This is a genomic window from Psychroflexus gondwanensis ACAM 44 (assembly GCF_000355905.1).
GTDB classification, from domain to species: Bacteria; Bacteroidota; Bacteroidia; order Flavobacteriales; family Flavobacteriaceae; genus Psychroflexus; species Psychroflexus gondwanensis.
In genome coordinates this window covers 257,507-277,175 of sequence record NZ_APLF01000001.1, presented here as the reverse complement: position 1 = coordinate 277,175, position 19,669 = coordinate 257,507, and the positions used below count along the sequence as shown (strand labels likewise).

Sequence of the window (19,669 nt, the reverse complement as noted above, 5' to 3'; positions counted from 1 at the left end):
TTAACTTATAAGACCTTTGAAAAACCGAAAAAAAGAGGGGTAATGATTCTTAAAAGACCAAACTACAAGAAAAAGACTAATAAATAAAAAAATGACCCCATTTCTACATCAACTAAACCGAAAACCACTGATTTCCAATGATTAAGAAATTGCTATTTTCTTTGTTTTCAATTTTTCTAGTTTATCAGTCGCTGGAGTTAATTAACTTATTAATCCATATAAATCCGGCTGAATTGTCTTGGACAGCTATCATTGGGATGTCACTACTTCTAAATTTATTTATAACAGGTGTTTTCGCTTTTTTAGGTTTTGTCTATAAAACTAACAAACTATTGCCGAGCTCGTATTATCAAATTAAGAACACTAAAAGTTTGGAAACTATTTATAGAATATTTGGCGTGAAATTTTTTAAAGCCCTACTTCTCAAAGCTTTTTGGGGGAAAGAGAAAAATAGAAAAAAATATTTTAGTGGAGCAAAAACGGGAATTGGAAATTTTGACTTTCAGACTAGACAATCGGAATTTGGTCACCTAGCAGCTTTAATAAGCGTTTTGATTGTGTCTTTTATTTCACTAATAAAAGGACATCTGGCTATTTTTATTCTAACCACTATAATAAATTTAATCGGTAATTTATATCCCATTATTTTACAGAGAACCCATAGGATTCAAATAGAACGGCTAACAAATCTCTTGGAAAAGAGAAGGTAATTGATAGGGTTAATTTTACCAATTTAAACCTATAAAAAGGCTTTGGGGAAGAATACATAAAAGTATTAGTTTAGTTGAGAATAAAGACCCAAAAAGAGATATCCCCTATACTGAAGTTTTAAATAGGGTATATACGGGTGTAACCTGCAAGCAAAAAAACAACACCCTGAATTCAATAATTCAACGCAACAGATCAAACTAACTAAAAGGAGGTAGAAAGTTCCGCACTTCGTGGACAGGTTCGCAGTTAATTGACAGCAGTCAAAAACTTCGGCAAAGCCGTTTGGCTATTCCTTCTGCAAACGCACCTTACCGCTTCGGGGACAACTCCCAGTTAACATCAATATGTGAATTGTGTAACTTATTTACAAAATTATGTAACGCTTTTTACAACAAAAGCACTCATCTTAGTAGTGTGACATATAAGATTTAATCGCAAAACGTAAAAATGAAATTAAATAAAATCTTCTACAAACTTTGTCTAAAAAGCAGTCGCCGCATTATCAGGATGCGCTATGTTCAATAACACATATTTTAGCTACGACAATAATGTGGATTTTTACTAAATATAAAATGTATGCATGGTTAAATTCACAGTAGCCGACCTCGTATTATAATGATGTTATTGATAATTACGCTGAACGTTATGTTGATCATCATTTTAAGGATAGTGGATATACAGTTGATACGCTTAATCCTAATATTTTGCTGGGGTTCATATTAAAAATTGAAAAAAAAGTAGAAGTTCAGACCAGCAATCCTTACAACTATTCTAATTATACGTATCACAATTATCCTTACAACCAGCGTTACAATAATCTGTACTATAACGATGGCAATTATAATTACAACAGGCATTATTCCTATAATCTGAAGTATAATATTAAGACTAGGAAATTTACAAAAATGCCGTCACTATTAACGTGATTGACAGGGCTTCAAAGAAGGTGGTTGAGACCGGAACTACTGAAAACGATATTTATGACCCTCCCTATTTAAAAGGTAGAATTCATCCTGCGGTAGTTAATATTTTGAAGCAATATCCGGTTAAACCAATTAAAAAATAATTTACAAACAAATAAAATTTTCATCATGACAGAAATTAAAATAGAAAAGAAAAAGCCTGTATGGCCCTGGATTTTATTAGTACTTGTTTTGCTTATTGTTGCTTTTGCTGCTTGGTTCTTCTTTATTCGCAACGATAACGCTGAGCCTGTTGCAACATCAAATGAAACAACAGATGAAACAGCAGATGAGATAGTAGATGAAACATCGCTGATAGATATAAATGAAAATAACAATATAGTTGCCTCCTATGTGACGTTCATTAATGCTGACAACGCTACAATGGGCCTCGACCATGTATTTACCAGTGAGGCATTTGCAAAGCTAACCAATGCTGTAGATGCTATGGCTACGGAAGTTGGCTATGATGTGAAAGCCGATATAGCTGAGGCAAAACAGCTTGTAGATGAAATAACAAATGAACCGATGGCAGCTGCCCATGCTGATAAAATAAGGAGCGGTGCTAATGTGTTAAGCACTTGCTTACAGAATATACAGCAGGCAAAATATTCTGGCTTGAGTGCTGAAGCTGCTGATGTTAAAAGTGCCGCTTCGGCAATTAACCCTGAAACATTAACACTTAACCAGCGGGATGCTGTGAAACCTTTTTTCAGAAAGGCTGCAGACCTGCTTAATAAAATGAATTAATTAACTGAATTTAAAATTACAATTATGAAAGATAATAATAAAAACCTGTATTATCTGCACGAATTATCAGAGTATAAAGTAGCTGATGATTATGCTGATGTAAGAGATTGGGAAGTAATAGATGCAGACAAAAGAACCATAGGCAAAGTGGATGGACTGTTGGTTAGCAAAGAAGCAGATCGCGTTGTTTATCTTGATGTGGAAGTTGATACCTCTTTAATTGAAGACGGTCACGAAACGTATGTCGTTCCTGCAAAAAAGGGTGTGCATGAATTTTTGAATGAGGAAGGGGAAAACCATCTTATTGTACCAATTGGCATGGTAACACTTGATGAGGAGAATAAGAAAGTACATTCTAAACAAATAGATTATTCAACTTTTTCAAAAACAAAAAGATTTAAAAGTGGAGTTGATTTAGAAAGGTCTTATGAGCTAACGATTTTGAGGCATTATTTCCCTGATGATAACTTTGATGAAGAAAGGGATTCAGACAATGAGTTTTATAATCGCAAAGAATATAAACCGCTAACTTGAATTAAAGTAAATATGTAGTTTATAATAATTAAATTCCTATGTAATACTTCAAACAATATGAAAAAACAAGACACAAATTTCGATAATATGGCGGCCAAAGTTTCAAGAATTTCTTGGGGAGCTATCCTCGCTGGAACTTTGACTGCCTTGGTAGTTGTTTCGATGCTCAATTTACTTGGTCTGGGAATTGGTTTCTCTACAATAGACCCTATGACTGAAAGTGACCCATTAAACGGGCTTGGAACAGGCACACTCATTTGGTTAGGACTTTCAAATCTTGTCGCCCTTTTTGTAGGAGGTATGGTAGCTGGGCGCATGTCTGGTTATCCCTCTAAATCGGACGGAGGCCTACATGGATTTTTATCGTGGGCATTATTTGCCTTGGTATCTTTTTTCCTAATAACATCTGCCGTTGGCACAATGGTCAACGGGCTATCCAGCGCAGTTTCTGGCGTGTTTGGTGGTTCGCAAAATGATAGGGTTAAAGTGATATTGGACGAGGCACAACAGAAGGGAGAGGATGATACTACACTTTCTTATGAAAACATTAAAAAAGAAGCATTTCAATTAATCAACAAAGCAGAAAGATACAATATACTTCCAGAAGATGCCTCGGAAAATACGCGACAGACAGTTAATGAAACTGAAAAAGAGGCAAAGCAGGCCTTTAATGATTTAAACCTCGACCAAAACATTGATAATTTTTTCAACGACCTCTCTTTTGATTTAGATGAAAACGGTGATTTAAAAATTACCGTTGATGGCGGAGTAGATTTTTTGAATAAAGAAGACTTAAAGAACTATTTGGCAGAGAACACGGGACTTAGTGAAGCCGAAATCAACGGAATGATCAAGAAGTGGGACAAAAATATTGAAATGGCCGTGGACAAAGCAGAAATGTATTATGCAAAAGCAAAGCAAAAAGCTATTAAATATAGCGATATAGCTGCCGATGCTTTAGCAACCGCAAGTATCGTTGCCTTCATAATATTCTTTTTGGGTGCTTTAGCAGCATTTTTTGGTGGGGCTACTGGTTCACCTTTGCAAACGGTATCTGAAGAAAGAAGAGAAGATAAATTTGACTAACCTTAAAACCTCTAATTATATGTCAATACTCACTATTATACTCAACATACTTTTGCCCCCGTTAGCGGTTTTTATGAAACACGGTTTAGGCTCTACGTTTATAATTAGTCTAATTCTGACTATCATCGGCTGGATACCTGGTGTGATACATGCATTTATAGTAAATGATTGATTTGAATTTTGAATTGTTTAAAACACAATCAAAAAAAATTGAACTGCCTGAATAAGATTTGAATAGGGGTAAAAAATCCAGCTAAACAATGCCAACGCTGAAAGCCATACACATACGTATGTCGTGCATAGCCATCTCCTCAAAATTCACAAAAAGGTATGTCTAGCCACCGTCTCACTTCCGGACTAACATAAAACCTCGGAAAACCAATCAGTACGCAGAAAGCCAGTGGCTAATAACAAAGTATTCGTCCCGACGATAGGCCAGGGATGAATATCTTGAACAATGTATATAGAAAATAGGCGGAACAATAGTAAAACCAAGGCTTTTGGGAGACTGTAAAATAGCTACCCAATACATAAAACTAAATTTATAATAGACAATGAAAGAGGAACCAATACAAACAGTAATCCAAAAGTTAGAAAGTTGGCTTGATGCCTTCATAGATTTGATTCCTAATATGGCAGTAACCCTGTTGTTGATAATAGTCTTTCTTGTGCTTGCCCGACTTGGAAGTAAACTGTTTAAAAAGCTTTTCTCCAAAGCATCAAATAACGAAGCATTAAGTAATTTATTTTCCACTGTAATTTATGCTATAATCCTAATTATTGGGTTTTTTATTATGCTTGGAGTGCTAGGACTAGATACAGCTTTAGCTTCTATACTCGGAGGAATTGGTGTGATAGGTTTGGCATTGGGCTTTGCTTTTCAGGATATAGCTGCAAATTTTATTTCGGGTGTTATTCTGGCCTTTAGGAGACCTTTTAAATTAGGGGACATAATTGCAGTAAACGATATAATGGGTAAAGTAAGTCAAACTGACCTGCGAGTTACGGTTCTTGAGACTTTTCAGGGCCAACAAGTTTACATTCCAAATAGTGATGTATTACAGGGTTCGATTTACAATTTTTCTATTTTAGAAAAAAGGCGTATAGATTTAGCCGTAGGAGTTTCTTACGCAGAGGATCTTGAGAAAGTTGAAGATGTTGTGCTGAGCACAATTAAAAATTTGGAAGGGGTGATAGATAAAGATCAAATAGGTTTTGACTATTCTGAATTCGACTCCAGTTCCATCAATTTTAATATTCGATTTTGGGTAGAATACCCAGGCGAACCAGGCTACTTGAATATGAAAAACAAAGCCATCAAAGCGATTAAGAGCGCTTTTGATGAACAAGATATTACTATTCCTTTTCCAATTCGAACATTAGACTTTGGAATTAAAGGCGGGCAAAAACTCTCACAAATGGAATTGAAGACGAATAAAGGAAGCAACGAAGAAAGTACAAATTAATGGGATGAGGGATTTGGATTATACCACTCCTTGTCATTGCAATAAGACTCTACGTTGTAAAATTTAGAAAAAGAATATAAAAGGTAAAATTGGAGTAGTAATTGTGACAGGAAGCAGTGGGATGATCAGCCCGGCCTTAATTCATAAGCAATAAAAAATCAAGTTCAACAACGGAACATATTATTTAGTAGAAATCCTAATAGAAGTAGATGTTCCCTATTATATTACTAACACAATGACAAATTTAAATAAAACAGGAGATTCAAGACAGAATGAAAGAAATTAATATTTCGTGAATTCTAAAAGCTACATAAAGAAAAAACATATTAAATTCAGAAAAAATGAATAATGAAATCCTTTTAAACAAAAGACCTGTAAGGAAACCGGTTTGGAGTGATTTTATCAGATTGTATGCAGAAGTTGACACGGGTATGACCGCTAATATTACCCCACACCATGAGTAGTCGCTTCCTATCGAGCCTACGGGGCTACCTGAGCCACCATTGGATCAATGTGCGCCGGGTTGGCCTCTGGGTGCTGGTGGCCGTCGCGTTGTACACGCTCGTGGGTTTTTTCTTGGTGCCGTGGCTCGCCGGTTCTATCGCTGAAAACAAGGTCCGAGAGGTCCTTGGTCGCGAGCTTCTCATCGGCGATATCGATTTCAATCCCTACACGTTCTCCCTGGAAGTAACCGATTTCACGCTCTCGGATCCCGACGGTCACGAGCTCGCCATCTTCGACCGGCTGTTCGTCAACTTCACGTTAGTCAGCCTCATCGACCAAGCGTGGATTTTCCAGCAGGTACGCCTCGAAGGTCTGGTGATTCAGGAGGAACGCTTCGCCTCGGGCGAGTCGCGCTTCTCCCGGCTAAAGGATGACGCCTCGGGCGAGCCGAAAGCGACTGGCGAAGATGGGATGCCGGCAACGGTGATCCGGGATTTAGATGTTGTGGAGGGAACGCTCCGCTTTGCGGATCACCTGACCACCGCTTCCGACCCGTCAGGTACGACCTCCACCATCGAGGTGCAAGAATTTTCTCTATCGATGAATGATGCCGCCCTGCATGAGAACACCGAGTTTCCGATCCATTTCGCCGGGCAGCTCAAGGCGGGCGGGACCTTCTCGTTCGATGGCAAAATACAGGTGTTACCGGCATTCGAGATCAACGGCGGTCTGAGCGTGGAGGCGCTGGCCCTTAGCATAGCCGAGCCTTACCTGCAACAATTCGCGCGGCTGGCGATTAAGGGTGGGAACCTAAGCCTCGACGGACAACTGTCCGTCAGCGGCGATGAGCCTCTGGCCTATCACGGCAGTGCCGGCGTGGAGGGGCTCAGCCTCGCGCCCTTGGATCCAGGCGACACCGAACCGGTGGTAGGCTGGCAAGCCATGGAGATCGAACAGCTCGACCTGAGCCTAGCACAGCGTAGCCTCGAGACTTCGAGTGTGTCCATCGAGGGCGGATCCGGCCGGGTTATCATCCACGAGGATCAGACCACGAATTTCAAGCGCCTACTCGTGGAGCAGGCTGAGGGGGAAACCCCCGCTCCCGAAGGGGATGACGGCGAAGAGGCCGCCCCATTAAGCATCAGCATCGCTGGCATTGTCCTGGGCGATAGTCGCCTCCAGTTCACGGATTATTCGCTGCCGCTGCCCTTCTCCACGAACATCCTCAAGCTGAACGGCGAGGTCTCCACACTGGCTTCTGATACACAGATTCCAGCTGAGGTGGGGCTTGAAGGTCAGGTGGGTGAGGACGGCCTGGCGCGCATCGAGGGCACGATCCACGCCTGGCAACCGACGCGGGACACGGACGTCACGATAACGTTCCGCAACCTATTGGTGAAGGGCTATTCGCCGTACACGATCGCCTTCGCCGGCCGCAGGATCGCGAAAGGCCGCATGGACCTCGATCTTGGCTATCACCTATCGGACGGCAAACTCAAGGGTAGTAATACGATAGTTTTCTACGATTTGGAACTAGGCGAAAAGGTCGAGAGCCCGGACGCGATGGACCTGCCGCTCAGCCTTGCCGTCTCTCTACTCAAGGACAGCGAGGGGGTGATTGAGATGGATATCCCGGTCACGGGAGATCTCGGAGATCCGCAGTTCCACCTGGGCGGCGCGGTTCGTAGCGCCATCAGTGACGCGATTGGCAGCATCGTCAGCGCGCCGTTCCGCTTCCTGGCGGAGCTAGTTGGGGCTAGCGAAGAGGACCTGCAACGGATCGCTTACCCAGCGGGCAGCAGCGACCTGACACCACCGCAACGCCAGCGTGTAGGCTTGCTGCGCAAGGCCCTTTTGAAGCGTCCGGAACTGGTACTGGAGCTCGCCGGACCCTTCGATACGGACGTGGACGGCCCAGCACTCAAGCGCCAACGCGCCGTCGAGCAGCTCGCCGAATGGTTGCGCGAGCAAGGAAGAGAGGTTTCGACCCCGGACCTGACCGAAGAATCGACGCAAGACGCGATGGAGGCAATTTTCTCAAGTGCCTACTCGGAAACCAGCCTGAGCGAGGTCCGTGAGCGCTTTACCAGCGAACAGGACGAGGATCCGGAAGGTCGCTCAGAGTTCGACGCTGTTGCCTATCGAGCCCATCTCGCCGAGGAGGTGATCGCAGCGCAACCCGTCACCGATGCCGATCTCGCGGCACTGGGACAGGCACGGGCCGTCGCCGTGCGGGACGTCCTGCTCGCAGATGCGTCCAAAGACCAGGATGAAGGCTCCGCAGTCGAGCCCAAACGGGTTCTCCTGGCGGAGCCCAAAAAAGTCGAGTCCGAGAACGACGAGCAGGTCGTAATGGAGGTCGGTCTAGCCTTGGACTGAGACAGCGCTAAAAGAGAAGAATCGATTTTACGTGCAAAGGAAATAGGCAACGGCGAATTAAATATGGCAGTCCGTACTCGTTAGAAATGCGGGCTTTTTTTTTACCTTTTTTATCCGATGACAAAAAGCAGACAGAAATTCTGCCACATTTCAAAGCTAAACCCTTGGGCTTAAAAGGATAAAACGGAACTTTAAATGATCAATTATATTATGACTGCAGTCGAACTTATAAGTAAAGTGTTCTTGCCATTAGCTCTTGCCATAATTATGCTAGGAATGGGAATGACTTTAATTATTACTGATTTTACTAGAGTAATAAAATATCCCAGAGCCATTTTAATTGGTCTTACCAATCAACTTATCTTTTTGCCTATTATTGGATTTTCACTAGCTATAGCTTTTAATCTAAATCCAGTAATGGCAGTTGGATTAATGATTTTAGCTAGTTGCCCTGGTGGTCCAACTAGTAATTTGATTACTCAAGTTTGTAAAGGAAATATTGCATTATCGGTCACTTTAACTGCTGTTGCTAGCCTTGTAAGTATTTTGACAATACCATTTATTCTATCTTATGCTTTAGAGTATTTTGGCAGTAACACAGATGTTAGAATTGAATTACCCATAATTGATACTATATTACAAATAATGGGAATAACTGTTATTCCTATTTCGATAGGAATGCTCATTCGTAAACACAAAACCAGTTTTGCGAAACGAATGGAAAAACCAATGCGTACAGCCTCAACAGTAATTTTTATACTAGTTTTTATCGCAGTATTAGCTGCCAATGCTGATAAACTAATAGATGGAATGAAAGAAGCTGGATTAGTGACATTAGTCCTTAATATCGCGACTATGGGATTAGGGTATCTCACCGCTAGGTTATTTAAACTAAATTTAAAAAACACCATTTCAATCACAATCGAGAGCGGCATACAAAACGGGACCTTAGCCCTCGTCATTGCAACGTCTATATTAAATAATGTAGAAATGGGTATTCCAATTGGAGCTTATGCTATATGGATGTTTCTTACTGCAGGAATTTTAATGTGGCAATTAGGAAAAATACCTAATTCAGATTCTAAATAAAAAAAGTATTAAGTTCAACAAAGAACTGTGGTAGAAAACAAGTAAAAATTCATTAATTTCTCACTAAAGTACTTCCATAGGTAGCATCGTAAGTCAAACTTGATTTGGCGATGGCGAAGGCTTGTTTTAATAGGGTATTACAGACCTCAGTTAATGCTAGTTTTTTACTCTTTCCTTTGGAAACTATTCTTTCATAAAGATCTCTGTAAGATTTGTTGTACCTGCCGACAGCTTACAAGCATTAAAACCGCACATAAATAATAAATTTACGAAGTTTTTGATTGCCTACTTTGCTTCTTCTCGGTCGGCCTCGTGCACTACAACCTGATTCTCGTATCGTTGGCATGATGCCAACATAGCTGCGAACCGTTACCTACCATATGTTAGGAAATTTCGTTATTAACTTTGTTGAAAACCAAATCTTACTTATGTTTATATTAGTAGAACTCGCCACGATTCCCATAAGAATAGCGTACCTAGGCGGGTCTTTTTTATTTGTAATATGTCTGACAAATATGAGTATCCTAAAGAAATAATCTCATTTGTTAAACAAATTGAAAGATTAGAAAAAAGGGGATTAATAATTTCAGATAAATTAGTAGCAAAAGAATTTCTAAAAAAATATAAGTTATTTCCGACTAAAAGGATTTTGATGGGAATTTCAAAAAGATAAAGAAAATCATAAATTTAAAAAATAGAATTATGCTTTACAATCAGACTATAAAATTTGAGGATGAACATTTTGAAATATCTAATGACAAATACTTCAACTTAAACCGCCGAACTGCCTTTTTAGCAATTGATCTCATAGGGATCGGTTTTGGAGCATTTTTAATAAATAAATGGTCTTCATTAAATGAGTTTGAAGTTTTTCTATGCGTTTTTATCTTAATTTTAGGAGTCACTGGTCTAGTTAAAGAGATATTTTTTAAATCTTATCGCAGGACTATTCCTTTCAGTAAAATAAAAAATATTAAAAAGCAATACTCAATTTTTAATAGACAAAAAATAAGAATTTGGCTAACCAATGGAAAATTCCAAGATTTGTATACTAACGTATATAACGGTGATGTAGTTCTGAGTTTAAAGGAAAAACTGTAGATAATAACTAAGAAATGTGGTTGGTATAGCTTTCACCAGATTTGAAATAACCCAACATGAATGCCCTGATCCTTAGGAGTTGACTGAACCGATGTTTTGTCGGTGATCTTATATTGGTTGATGATTGGGGATAGTTTTTCAGGCTAAGACGAATACTCCTTTTTTTATGGATATGCTTATCACCATCTTAACTCTATTCAAATTTAAATAGTCGGTGCGTCTAGCTATGTTCTGGTTGAGTTGACTTTTATAGTCTAAAGAAAGTTGCATTAAACCATAAAAAGTCCATTGGATACTATGTATGAAAGTGTTAGTTTAGATGAGAATAAAAAAAAGGTTCTAAATAAAGATATACTCTATACTGAAGGTTTAAATAGGGTTTATACGGATATTACAGCCAATGCTAGAAAACAATACAGGGAATAAGTAAATGGAAAAAATGACTCAATTATACAATGATGCCATTCAATACTTTCAATTGAATTATCTCAATTTGGGAGTAACTATTCTCTTTTTGATTATAGGTTTTATCGTATCTAAGTTTATACAGAGAAGAGTCAAATTACGGTTGATGAAAAAATCGCCCAATCGCATTACGGCCAATTTTACATCACAAATTGTTGGATTTATCTTGAAATCTATCGTGATATTGACAACGTTCTATCTACTTGGGCTTAGTTCCTTTACCAATAAACTTCTTGCAGGTGCTGGTCTTTTAACCTTTGTTATTGGTTTTGCCTTAAAAGATATTGGTGAAAATTTTCTTGCAGGAATTATTCTCGCCTTCAAAAGCCCCTTCAGATTAGATGATTTGATTGAAGTAAATGGCATTATGGGACATGTAAAAGATATTAGCATTCGTGAAACTTTAATTAAAACACCCGACGGTAAAGATGTGTTTTTGCCCAATGCAATTATTCTTAAAAACCCCTTATTCAATTATACCCTAGATGGGTTTTTACGGTATGATTTTGTTGTTGGAATTGCCTATGAAGATAATCCTACAGATGCTATTAAATTGATTTTAGAAACGGTAAACAATGTAGAGGGAGTTTTAAAAGGAGATAAAAAATCGGCAATTACAATTCATGAACTGTCAACAAATACCATTAATATAAACATTCAGTTTTGGATTGATACTTTCAAATCGACTAAGCGTTCGGTGCACAATACCATTCGCTCACAAGTGATGAATGATGTTATTGATGCCCTAACTGCGAATGGTTATAGTTTGCCTGCAAATATTGTGGAGTTAAAAAACTATGACTTATCAAACAAGATAAATTTCAAAAAGGAATGAGTATGTTGACTTGGAAGAAACGCTATTTAAAACAGCTACAGGCAAGCATAGCCAAACCTTTTGCAACAAGCTGAAAAGCAAACGCGCAAACAGCACATATGGTTTTTGCCGACACGCAAAGCCTCCTCGAAAAAACAAAAAGAGTAAAAATTTTTCTAAACTCATAAAGAAATATTAGTAATAATTCGAGAATAGTATTTAAAATAAGTACCTTTCTCTAAAATATACTAAAATTGACAGTCGCAAATTACATAAAACAATGTCTATCAGTTGAAGAGTACTCATTCTCATTGTATGAATTGCAATCTGTAATTGATAAAAGTGAAGCTTCTATAAAAAGTGAGTTATCAAGATTAATAGAAAAAAAAGTGATTGTTAATTTAAGAAAAGGATTTTATTTAATAATTCCACCAAGATATAGTAGACAAGGACAAGTGCCTATTCAACTTTACATCGAAAAACTTTTTAAACACCTCAATCGCAACTATTATTTAGGTTTTTACTCGGCTGCTAAATTTCATGGAGCAAGTCACCAACAGACTCAGAGAGATTATTTAATGACTGAAACGCCAAAGTTAAATGACATAAAGAAAAACACATTTGACATTCGTTTTCTTACAACTTCAAAATGGTCAAATAAAAATATTTTAGATAGAAAATCAGATGCTGGAATTTTTAAAATTTCAAGCCCTGCCCTAACTGCTGTAGATTTAATTCATCATCAATCCAAGTTAGGAGGAATGAACAGAATGCTAGCCATTTTAGGAGAAATAGCAGAGGAAATAACCCAAAATGACATTGCAGAATTATTGACTTGGTATCCGAACAAAAGCACTTTACAACGTTTTGGCTTTTTGCTCGAAGAAGTAAATGCTGACCAAGAACTCAGCAATCAAATAAAAAAGTACCTGAAAAAATCAAGATACTTTCCTGTATTGCTTAGCCCAAAAACGGGACAAAAGCCAGGAGCTGTTGATAATTTTTGGAAAGTAGCTATAAACATTAAACTGGAAAGTGATTTATGATTCCTAAGCCACACATAGCAAAATGGCAAGACCATGCTCCTTGGAAACAATTTTATCAAGTTGAACAAGATTTGGTTATTAGTCGTGCTTTAGTAGAGATATTCTCAGACGATTTTCTGAAAGAAAATTTAGCTTTTAGAGGAGGTACGGCCTTACACAAATTATACCTGAATCCTGCACCAAGGTATTCGGAAGACATTGATTTAGTTCAAATTAAAGCCGGACCAATTAAGCCAGTTATGGAACGCCTTAAAGAAGTCATCACCTTTTTTGAAGAACCAAGAAAAACGCAAGTAAAAGGTCATGGAGCAAAAGCATTGTACCGTTTTACTTCTGAATACGAAGAAATTCGATTACGCTTAAAATTAGAACCTACAATATAAACGAACTCTTAGGAACAAAACTGAGGGCTTTATATCAAAGAAGTAAAGGACGAGATTTATTTGATTTAGATTACTCTCGCTTAAATATAGAGCTAAACTCTAATGAAATTATCCATTGCTTTAAGAAGAACTGAGGTAAAAAACAACTCTTTTCCTTATTAATTTTAGACACTTTTATTCTAGGTTTAAAGATTTATAAACTAGTTCTGTAAGTTATTTTTTAGGGTTATCTTATTAGGTTTTTTCTTGCTACTGTTTAAATGCAATAGAAATGAAACTTAAGACACCCATAGGCCATTGGAATCAAAGTGATTCTTCATCTTCTATAAAAAGGTCTTTAGAGAGAATACATAAAAGTGTTAGTTTAGATGAAAAAAAACAAGGTTCTAAATAAAGATATACCCTATACTGAAGGTTTAAATAGGGTTTATAAGGGTGTTGCCAGTCATGGTTGGCACTTTAATTGAGATCCATCGCTAAAACTACAAAATCATGAACATAAGATTGATCTTTATTCTATTATTAGCAAACGCATTAAGCCTTCAACTTTGGTCTCAGGATAGTCAGACTAAAACAATTAAGACCTTTCTGGAAAAGGAATACCCAGAAAACAGGCCTGGAGCAGTAATTCTGATATCGAAAAACAATCAGATAATCTTCAAAGAAGCCTTTGGTCTCGCTGATCTTAAAAAAAAGAAGCCAATCCAAACAGATATGGTCTTCCAGATAGGATCTATGACAAAACAATTCACTTCTGTGGCAATACTTCAGTTGATAGAACTTGGGAAAGTTTCACTTGATGATCCAATTCAAAACTATGTCAAATACTTCCCGCAGAAAAAGTACCCTGTAACCATTCATCATCTTCTATCTCAGACCTCAGGAATTCCTGAATTCTTTGACATAGATGAAGAAGAAACGTATTTGCTATCACAAGAACATACTCCTGAGCAGCTTATTTCATATTATAAGAGCCAGCCATTAGAGTTTGAACCGGATACCAAATTTCAATATAGTAATTCCAATTATCCACTTCTTGGAGTTGTCATTGAGATCGTCTCGGGCATGTCACTCAAGGAGTACTTTAGGGTGAATCTTTTTGAACCCTTAGAGATGAGTTCAACAAGCTTATGGTACAATGATGAAATGAAGACCAAGAGAATTGCAAAAGGATATCGATCCTATCAAGGCAAGCTGATTTCCTCTCCCAAAATAGTAGGATCAGTTCCCTATGCAGCTGGAGCCATTGTGTCTACCGTTGATGACCTACTCGTATGGAATCGTGAAATAAAAAACAAAACCATTCTGACTGATTTTGTTGTCGAAAGTCTAATTACAGAAAAACGGACGACCTCCGGAGCCGGAACTGGTTACGGCTATGGATTTTTTATAAAAGATTTATTGGGGCATAAGACCATTCAGCACGGAGGAAACCTTTACGGATTTACTAGTTCTGGCCTTTATCTTCCTACTCAATATTTGTTCGTATGCATATTATCAAACAAATCACTGGAAAGAACAGAAGAAGTTGCTAATTATTTAGCCAGCGTAGTTCTTGGAAACCCAGTGGAAATTGAAGATAGGAATCAACTGGAGTATGCTAAATTCGAAGAGTATTTTGGAACCTACCAACTTCTAGGAAATTCGAAACGTATTGAAATCTTAATGATCGATGATGTTCTGGTGCTAGACTTTCCGGAGGCAAAAGGAACTGGAACTAAACTGACTATCATAGGTACAGACAAAATGGAATCGAAAGCGGTAAAAGCTCAGATTCAATTCACCAGGAACGATAAAGGCAATATCACTGGATTTACTGCAGACCAAAATGGAATGACTGAATGGAAGAAGATAGAATAACACTAACGCACACCAGAGCACTGAGGTCAAAAAAAACTCTTTTCCTCATCAATTTTTGAAAGTACTCATCTAGGCTTACAGATTTATAAACTAGCTCTGTAAGCTATCTTTTAGGGTTGTCCTCTTTGGTTACTGTTTAATTACCATAGAAATCGACCTATAGAAGCCTTGAAACAATAGTTTAATTCCAGATTTAATCAATTCTGGTATGATACTCCAGGTGGTGTAGAAATCTTTTTTACCGATAAAAGATTAACTTTACAAAACAAACAACAGGATGGAACATAAGGATATGAGTAAAACGGACTTGCTAGCCCTAGTCCGGACTAAACTCGCCAACGAGCGGACATTCTTGGCGTATTTTAGAACCTTTATTGTTTTTTTGAGCTCCGGTTTTGCAATTCTAAAACTTGAAATCTTACAAAGCCTAAAAGGATTGGGCTATTTTTTTATCATCATCTCCTTTATCGTCGTGGTGATTGGCCTCCTACGATTTTTTTATGTCAAAAAAAGGATTAATTCCTATTACGATTAACTTCAACATGGTGGCATCCCTAATGCCCTGAAAAAGGAATACAATAGGTGTTTGCAGCTCACAAAACCTATCGGCTATGAAAATCTATAATTCAAAAATCAAGACTTCCGTTTTATAAATTAAACTTCCCTCCCTAGCACGTGTCTTGATATTCAGTTAAATAATGACAACTCTTTAGTAATAAGTCGGTTAATTAATACCTTTACAGCAAATATTGGATTAGAAGCAGGATATGCAGAATTATGACATCATAGAAAAAAAGTTAGAGCGGTTTATAAAAAAGTTCTACAGCAATCTTTTAATAAAAGGCGCCTTGCTTTTTGTAGGGATCAGTCTCTTGTTGTTTATTTTTATGTCTGCCTTGGAGTACTTCTTATGGTTTAGCTCTGGTCTTAGAACTTTTTTGTTTTGGACTGTCCTTGCCGTAGAATTGGTCTTGCTTTTCAAATTGATTTTAATCCCCGCGAGTCAGCTTTTTAAAATTTCTAAGGGCATCGAGTATGCAGAAGCTTCAGATTATATTGGTACTCATTTTCCAGAAGTCAGCGATAAGCTAAAGAATATCTTACAACTTAAAGCTCAGGGCGCTCAAGGCGAGCTCTTACTCGCCAGTATTGAACAGAAATCCAAGGATTTAAAAACCGTCCCTTTTCAAGTTGCTATCGACTTTACGCAAAACCTAAAATATTTACGGCTCTTGGCCATTCCGGTTCTCATTATTCTAGCGATATGGATCTCTGGCTTAGGCGATTCTTTTTCATCTAGCTATAAGCGGCTAGTCAATTACGATACTGCTTATGAGCCACCAGCTCCGTTTCAGTTTACTATTCTCAATCCCTCGCTTCAGGTTGCCAAGGGAAAATCCTTTCAACTCAACGTAAAGACCTTAGGGGATATAAAACCCGAAGAAGTCCTTATAGAAGTTGGAGGAGAAGCCTATCGCCTTACGGAAGAAGGAGATGTATTTCGATATACCTTCAACACTGTAGACGACTCAAAACGCTTTCAACTTAAGGCCAATAAAGTTGTTTCTAAAGTTTATGAACTATCGGCTATGGATATTCCTATTCTGAAGGATATGGAAATGAGACTGAATTTCCCTGCTTATACCAATCAATCTTCCAAGACGATCTCTGGAACTGGAAATGCCTCTGTACCCGAAGGGACCCAAATTGAATGGATCATTTTAACCGAGACCACCGATCAAGTGGCGTTTAATTCAAAAGAAAAACAAATAAAATTTGAATCTTTTGAGTCTGGATTCAGTTTGACACAAATTCAGAAGACATCGGAAGACTATTCTATATCTACCTCCAATTCTAATTTTAAAAACTACGATGTTCTCAATTACAGCATAGAAGTCATCCAAGATGAGTTCCCCAAGCTAGTCTTACAGGAAAAGAAGGACAGCTTATTGGTAGAACAGTCTTATTTCTTCGGTAAAGTTACCGACGATTATAGGTTAACCAAGCTACAATTGGTCTATTACTCTGCTGATAATAAAAACATTACGACCAAAAAGGATATTGAAATATCTAAAAGTAATTATGCTGAATTTTCTTATGCGTTTCCAAATGAAGATTTAGAATTGATGCCTGGGACCAATTATTCATACTATTTCGAGGTCTACGATAATGATGAAGTGAATGGTAGAAAATCGTCCAAGTCCAAAGTGTTTTCTTACCGCCAAAAAACAAAGCTTGAAGAATCTACTGAAAATCTAAAGCGACAAAACACCTCTGTTGAAAAGTTATCTGAGGAGTTGAAACAGCAAAAAGAAAGCAACGCAACTCTCCGTGAGCTCCAAAATAAACAGAAGAAAGAAAAGAGTCTGGATTATACAGAAAAGCAAAAGCTAGATAGTTTCATAAAGCGCCAAAAGCAGCAAATGGAAATGATGAAGAATTATAGCGAACGCTTAAAAGAAGATTTCAAAAAATTGAATCCTGAAGAACAAGATAAGGCGAAAGAAAACCTTGAAGAACGACTGGAAAGCAATCAAAAACAAATTGAAAAAAACCAAGAGCTCTTAAAGGAATTGGATGAGTTACGAGATAAAATCGATAGAGAAGAACTCAATCAGAAGCTTGAAAATTTCGACAAGGAATCTAAAAAGCAAGAGAAAAATTTGGAGCAACTTCTGGAATTGACCAAACGGTTTTATGTTGAAAAGAAAACTGAAAAGCTCGCCGAAGAACTTAAGAATTTAGCTAAAGAGCAAGAAGACTTATCTAAAGCTGAAGAAAACACCTCTAAGGAACAAGAGAAACTCAATGAAAAATTTGATAAACTGAAAGAGGCCTTAGAGGAATTGGAAGACAAAAACGAAGACCTAAAAGCCCCTATGGACATAGGAAGTGATAAAGCTCTAGAGGAAGAAATTGACCAAGACCAAGAGGAGGCTAAAGAAGAGCTAGAAAATAGCGAAGAAAATAGTGAGGACTCCGAAGAGAAAACTTCACAGAAAGTGAAGGCCCAAGAAAAGCAAAAAAAAGCCTCTGAAAAGATGAAGTCTCTATCTGATAAAATGCAACAATCTATGATGTCCTCGAGTATGGAGCAAGCAGCTGAAGATGCAGATATGTTGAGACAGATTTTGAACAATTTGATTCTCTTTTCTCAAGAACAAGAAGGGCTTATGGAAAGCTTTAAGGGCATGTCTAATTCTAATCCTGCTTATGCCTCCAAGCTTAAACGACAAGCAGAGCTTAGAGAAAACTTCAAGCACGCAGATGATAGCTTGTATGCCTTGGCGATGAGAACGCCTATGATTACTGAGGAGGTGAATAATAAAATATCGGATATCAATTTCAATATTGAAAAGTCTTTAGAACGCTTGGCAGAAAATGAAGTGAGAATGGGAACGAGTAGCCAGCAATATACCATGATGTTTGCTAATGAATTGTCGAGCCTGCTTGACGACGCTTTAGATCAAATGCAAAACCAGATGAAAGGGTCAGGATCTGGAAAACCGAAACCAAGTGGTAGCCAGTCGGGGGAGCAATTGTCTGATATTATCAAGTCTCATGAGGAGCTTCAAAAACAAATGGAAAAAGGCAAATCTAAAGGTCAAGGAGAGTCTTCAAAATCTGAAAAGGATGGAGAGAAAGAAGGAGAAGAAGGAAAGGATGGAGAAAAAGGTAAGAATGAAGGAGACTCTGAAGGTGGTGAAAAAGAAGGCGGGGAACAGCAAGGATCTCAACAGGGAAATGAACAAATGAGCGGAGAAGTCTATCAGATTTATAAACAACAGCAAGACTTAAGAAATCAGTTGGAGAATGAAATTAACCGTTTAGGTCTGGAGGGGAATACGAATGAGCTTACAAAAAGTCTAGATCGTTTGGAAAAGGAACTTTTGATGAAGGGATTTAGCAATGATTTATTACAGCAAATGGACGCTGTAAAACACCAACTCCTAAAATTGGAGAAGGCTGCAAACCAACAAGGCCAAGATGAAGATCGCCAAGCTAAAACCAACAAAAAAGAATTTAATTCGAACTCTGAACCTTGGGAGGAGAAAGCTAAAGAATATTTTAACACAACCGAGATTTTAAATAGACAACAATTACCTTTGCAACCTGAATATAAAAAGTTGATTAATATTTATTTTGATGGCAGATCTAATTAATTTTTATAGTACAACAGATTTCGATATCTCTAATCAAGAAGAGTATCGGTTATGGTTGTTATCGGTTATCAAAAGTGAGCAAAAAACCCTAGGAGAATTAACCTATGTTTTTTGTTCTGACGAGTATCTGTTGGATATCAATCAATCTTATCTACAACACGATACCTTAACGGATATTATCACGTTCGATTATACAGAAGGTGATTCTATCTCCGCTGAGATTTATATCAGCATCGATAGAGTTAAAGAAAATGCTAAAGAATTTAGTGTGGACTTTGAAAAGGAACTAAAGAGAGTCATGGCTCATGGTGTTTTACACTGTTGCGGTTATAAAGATTCGACCGAGGAAGAAAAGGATCTAATGAGAGCTAAAGAGAATTTAAAAATAGAATTGTTCCACGTGGAACAAAAATAGA

16 protein-coding genes and 2 pseudogenes are annotated in these 19,669 nt (G+C 37.9%); 17 read left to right on the top strand and 1 reads right to left on the bottom strand.

All coding sequences use genetic code 11. The annotated features are described in order from the left end of the window. Window positions 1–137: 137 nt before the first annotated feature. From PGOND44_RS01290 to PGOND44_RS01260, 9 genes are all read left to right on the top strand, one after another. The gene (locus tag PGOND44_RS01290; protein WP_003435084.1) at window positions 138–710 is read left to right on the top strand and encodes a glycosyl-4,4'-diaponeurosporenoate acyltransferase CrtO family protein; all 573 of its coding nucleotides are present in this window, start codon (window positions 138–140) and stop codon (window positions 708–710) included. Between the two features lie 1,092 nt (window positions 711–1,802). Then, the gene (locus PGOND44_RS01285) at window positions 1,803–2,423 is read left to right on the top strand and encodes a hypothetical protein (protein ID WP_003435082.1); all 621 of its coding nucleotides are present in this window, start codon (window positions 1,803–1,805) and stop codon (window positions 2,421–2,423) included. A gap of 24 nt (window positions 2,424–2,447) precedes the next feature. Continuing rightward, a complete protein-coding gene (locus PGOND44_RS01280) occupies window positions 2,448–2,957 on the top strand; it encodes a PRC-barrel domain-containing protein (RefSeq protein WP_003435080.1) in 510 nt (169 codons plus the stop codon). A 57-nt stretch (window positions 2,958–3,014) separates the two neighbouring features. Continuing rightward, window positions 3,015–4,043 carry a TIGR04086 family membrane protein gene (locus PGOND44_RS01275; RefSeq protein ID WP_003435078.1) on the top strand — a complete coding sequence of 343 codons (1,029 nt, stop codon included), beginning with the start codon at window positions 3,015–3,017 and terminating at the stop codon, window positions 4,041–4,043. Window positions 4,044–4,062: 19 nt separating this feature from the next. Beyond that, the gene (locus PGOND44_RS15130) at window positions 4,063–4,215 is read left to right on the top strand and encodes a YqaE/Pmp3 family membrane protein (RefSeq protein ID WP_003435076.1); all 153 of its coding nucleotides are present in this window, start codon (window positions 4,063–4,065) and stop codon (window positions 4,213–4,215) included. 382 nt (window positions 4,216–4,597) lie between these two features. Continuing rightward, the gene (locus PGOND44_RS01270) at window positions 4,598–5,509 is read left to right on the top strand and encodes a mechanosensitive ion channel family protein (protein WP_003435074.1); all 912 of its coding nucleotides are present in this window, start codon (window positions 4,598–4,600) and stop codon (window positions 5,507–5,509) included. Between the two features lie 341 nt (window positions 5,510–5,850). Next, on the top strand, window positions 5,851–5,973 hold the full coding sequence (locus PGOND44_RS15990; RefSeq protein WP_262500701.1) for a hypothetical protein: 123 nt from the start codon (window positions 5,851–5,853) through the stop codon (window positions 5,971–5,973). Further along, a complete protein-coding gene (locus tag PGOND44_RS01265) occupies window positions 5,966–8,332 on the top strand; it encodes a DUF748 domain-containing protein (protein WP_003435072.1) in 2,367 nt (788 codons plus the stop codon). Before PGOND44_RS15990 ends, PGOND44_RS01265 begins: the two co-directional genes overlap by 8 nt. Before the next feature lie 195 nt (window positions 8,333–8,527). After that, on the top strand, window positions 8,528–9,421 hold the full coding sequence (locus PGOND44_RS01260) for a bile acid:sodium symporter family protein (protein ID WP_003435069.1): 894 nt from the start codon (window positions 8,528–8,530) through the stop codon (window positions 9,419–9,421). A gap of 52 nt (window positions 9,422–9,473) precedes the next feature. Here the strand turns inward: PGOND44_RS01260 and PGOND44_RS15125 are convergent. Then, window positions 9,474–9,782: pseudogene (locus PGOND44_RS15125) on the bottom strand (transposase); the annotation flags it as partial. 341 nt (window positions 9,783–10,123) lie between these two features. On the opposite strand from PGOND44_RS15125, the gene PGOND44_RS01255 reads away from it, so the two are divergent. The 8 genes and pseudogenes from PGOND44_RS01255 to ybeY all read left to right on the top strand — a co-directional run bounded on the left by PGOND44_RS01255 (window position 10,124) and on the right by ybeY (window position 19,668). Further along, window positions 10,124–10,522 (top strand): hypothetical protein, encoded by a 399-nt coding sequence (locus tag PGOND44_RS01255; protein ID WP_003435068.1) that lies wholly within the window; start codon window positions 10,124–10,126, stop codon window positions 10,520–10,522. 439 nt (window positions 10,523–10,961) lie between these two features. Further along, window positions 10,962–11,822, top strand: coding sequence for a mechanosensitive ion channel family protein (locus PGOND44_RS01250; protein ID WP_162138429.1), 861 nt, complete (start codon window positions 10,962–10,964; stop codon window positions 11,820–11,822). A 233-nt stretch (window positions 11,823–12,055) separates the two neighbouring features. Next, window positions 12,056–12,847: a type IV toxin-antitoxin system AbiEi family antitoxin domain-containing protein gene (locus PGOND44_RS01245; RefSeq protein ID WP_003435064.1), complete on the top strand. Its 792-nt coding sequence runs from the start codon at window positions 12,056–12,058 to the stop codon at window positions 12,845–12,847. Further along, a pseudogene (locus PGOND44_RS01240) lies at window positions 12,844–13,364 on the top strand (nucleotidyl transferase AbiEii/AbiGii toxin family protein). Before PGOND44_RS01245 ends, PGOND44_RS01240 begins: the two are co-directional and overlap by 4 nt. Before the next feature lie 358 nt (window positions 13,365–13,722). Next, the gene (locus PGOND44_RS01235) at window positions 13,723–15,090 is read left to right on the top strand and encodes a serine hydrolase (RefSeq protein ID WP_003435060.1); all 1,368 of its coding nucleotides are present in this window, start codon (window positions 13,723–13,725) and stop codon (window positions 15,088–15,090) included. 277 nt (window positions 15,091–15,367) lie between these two features. Beyond that, window positions 15,368–15,625, top strand: coding sequence for a DUF202 domain-containing protein (locus PGOND44_RS01230; protein WP_003435055.1), 258 nt, complete (start codon window positions 15,368–15,370; stop codon window positions 15,623–15,625). Window positions 15,626–15,857: 232 nt separating this feature from the next. Then, a complete protein-coding gene (locus PGOND44_RS01225) occupies window positions 15,858–19,253 on the top strand; it encodes a hypothetical protein (RefSeq protein WP_003435053.1) in 3,396 nt (1,131 codons plus the stop codon). Continuing rightward, window positions 19,237–19,668, top strand: a complete 432-nt coding sequence (gene ybeY / locus PGOND44_RS01220) for an rRNA maturation RNase YbeY (RefSeq protein ID WP_003435051.1) — start codon at window positions 19,237–19,239, stop codon at window positions 19,666–19,668. The genes PGOND44_RS01225 and ybeY overlap by 17 nt, the downstream gene beginning before the upstream one ends. The last annotated feature ends 1 nt before the right edge of the window (window position 19,669 follow it).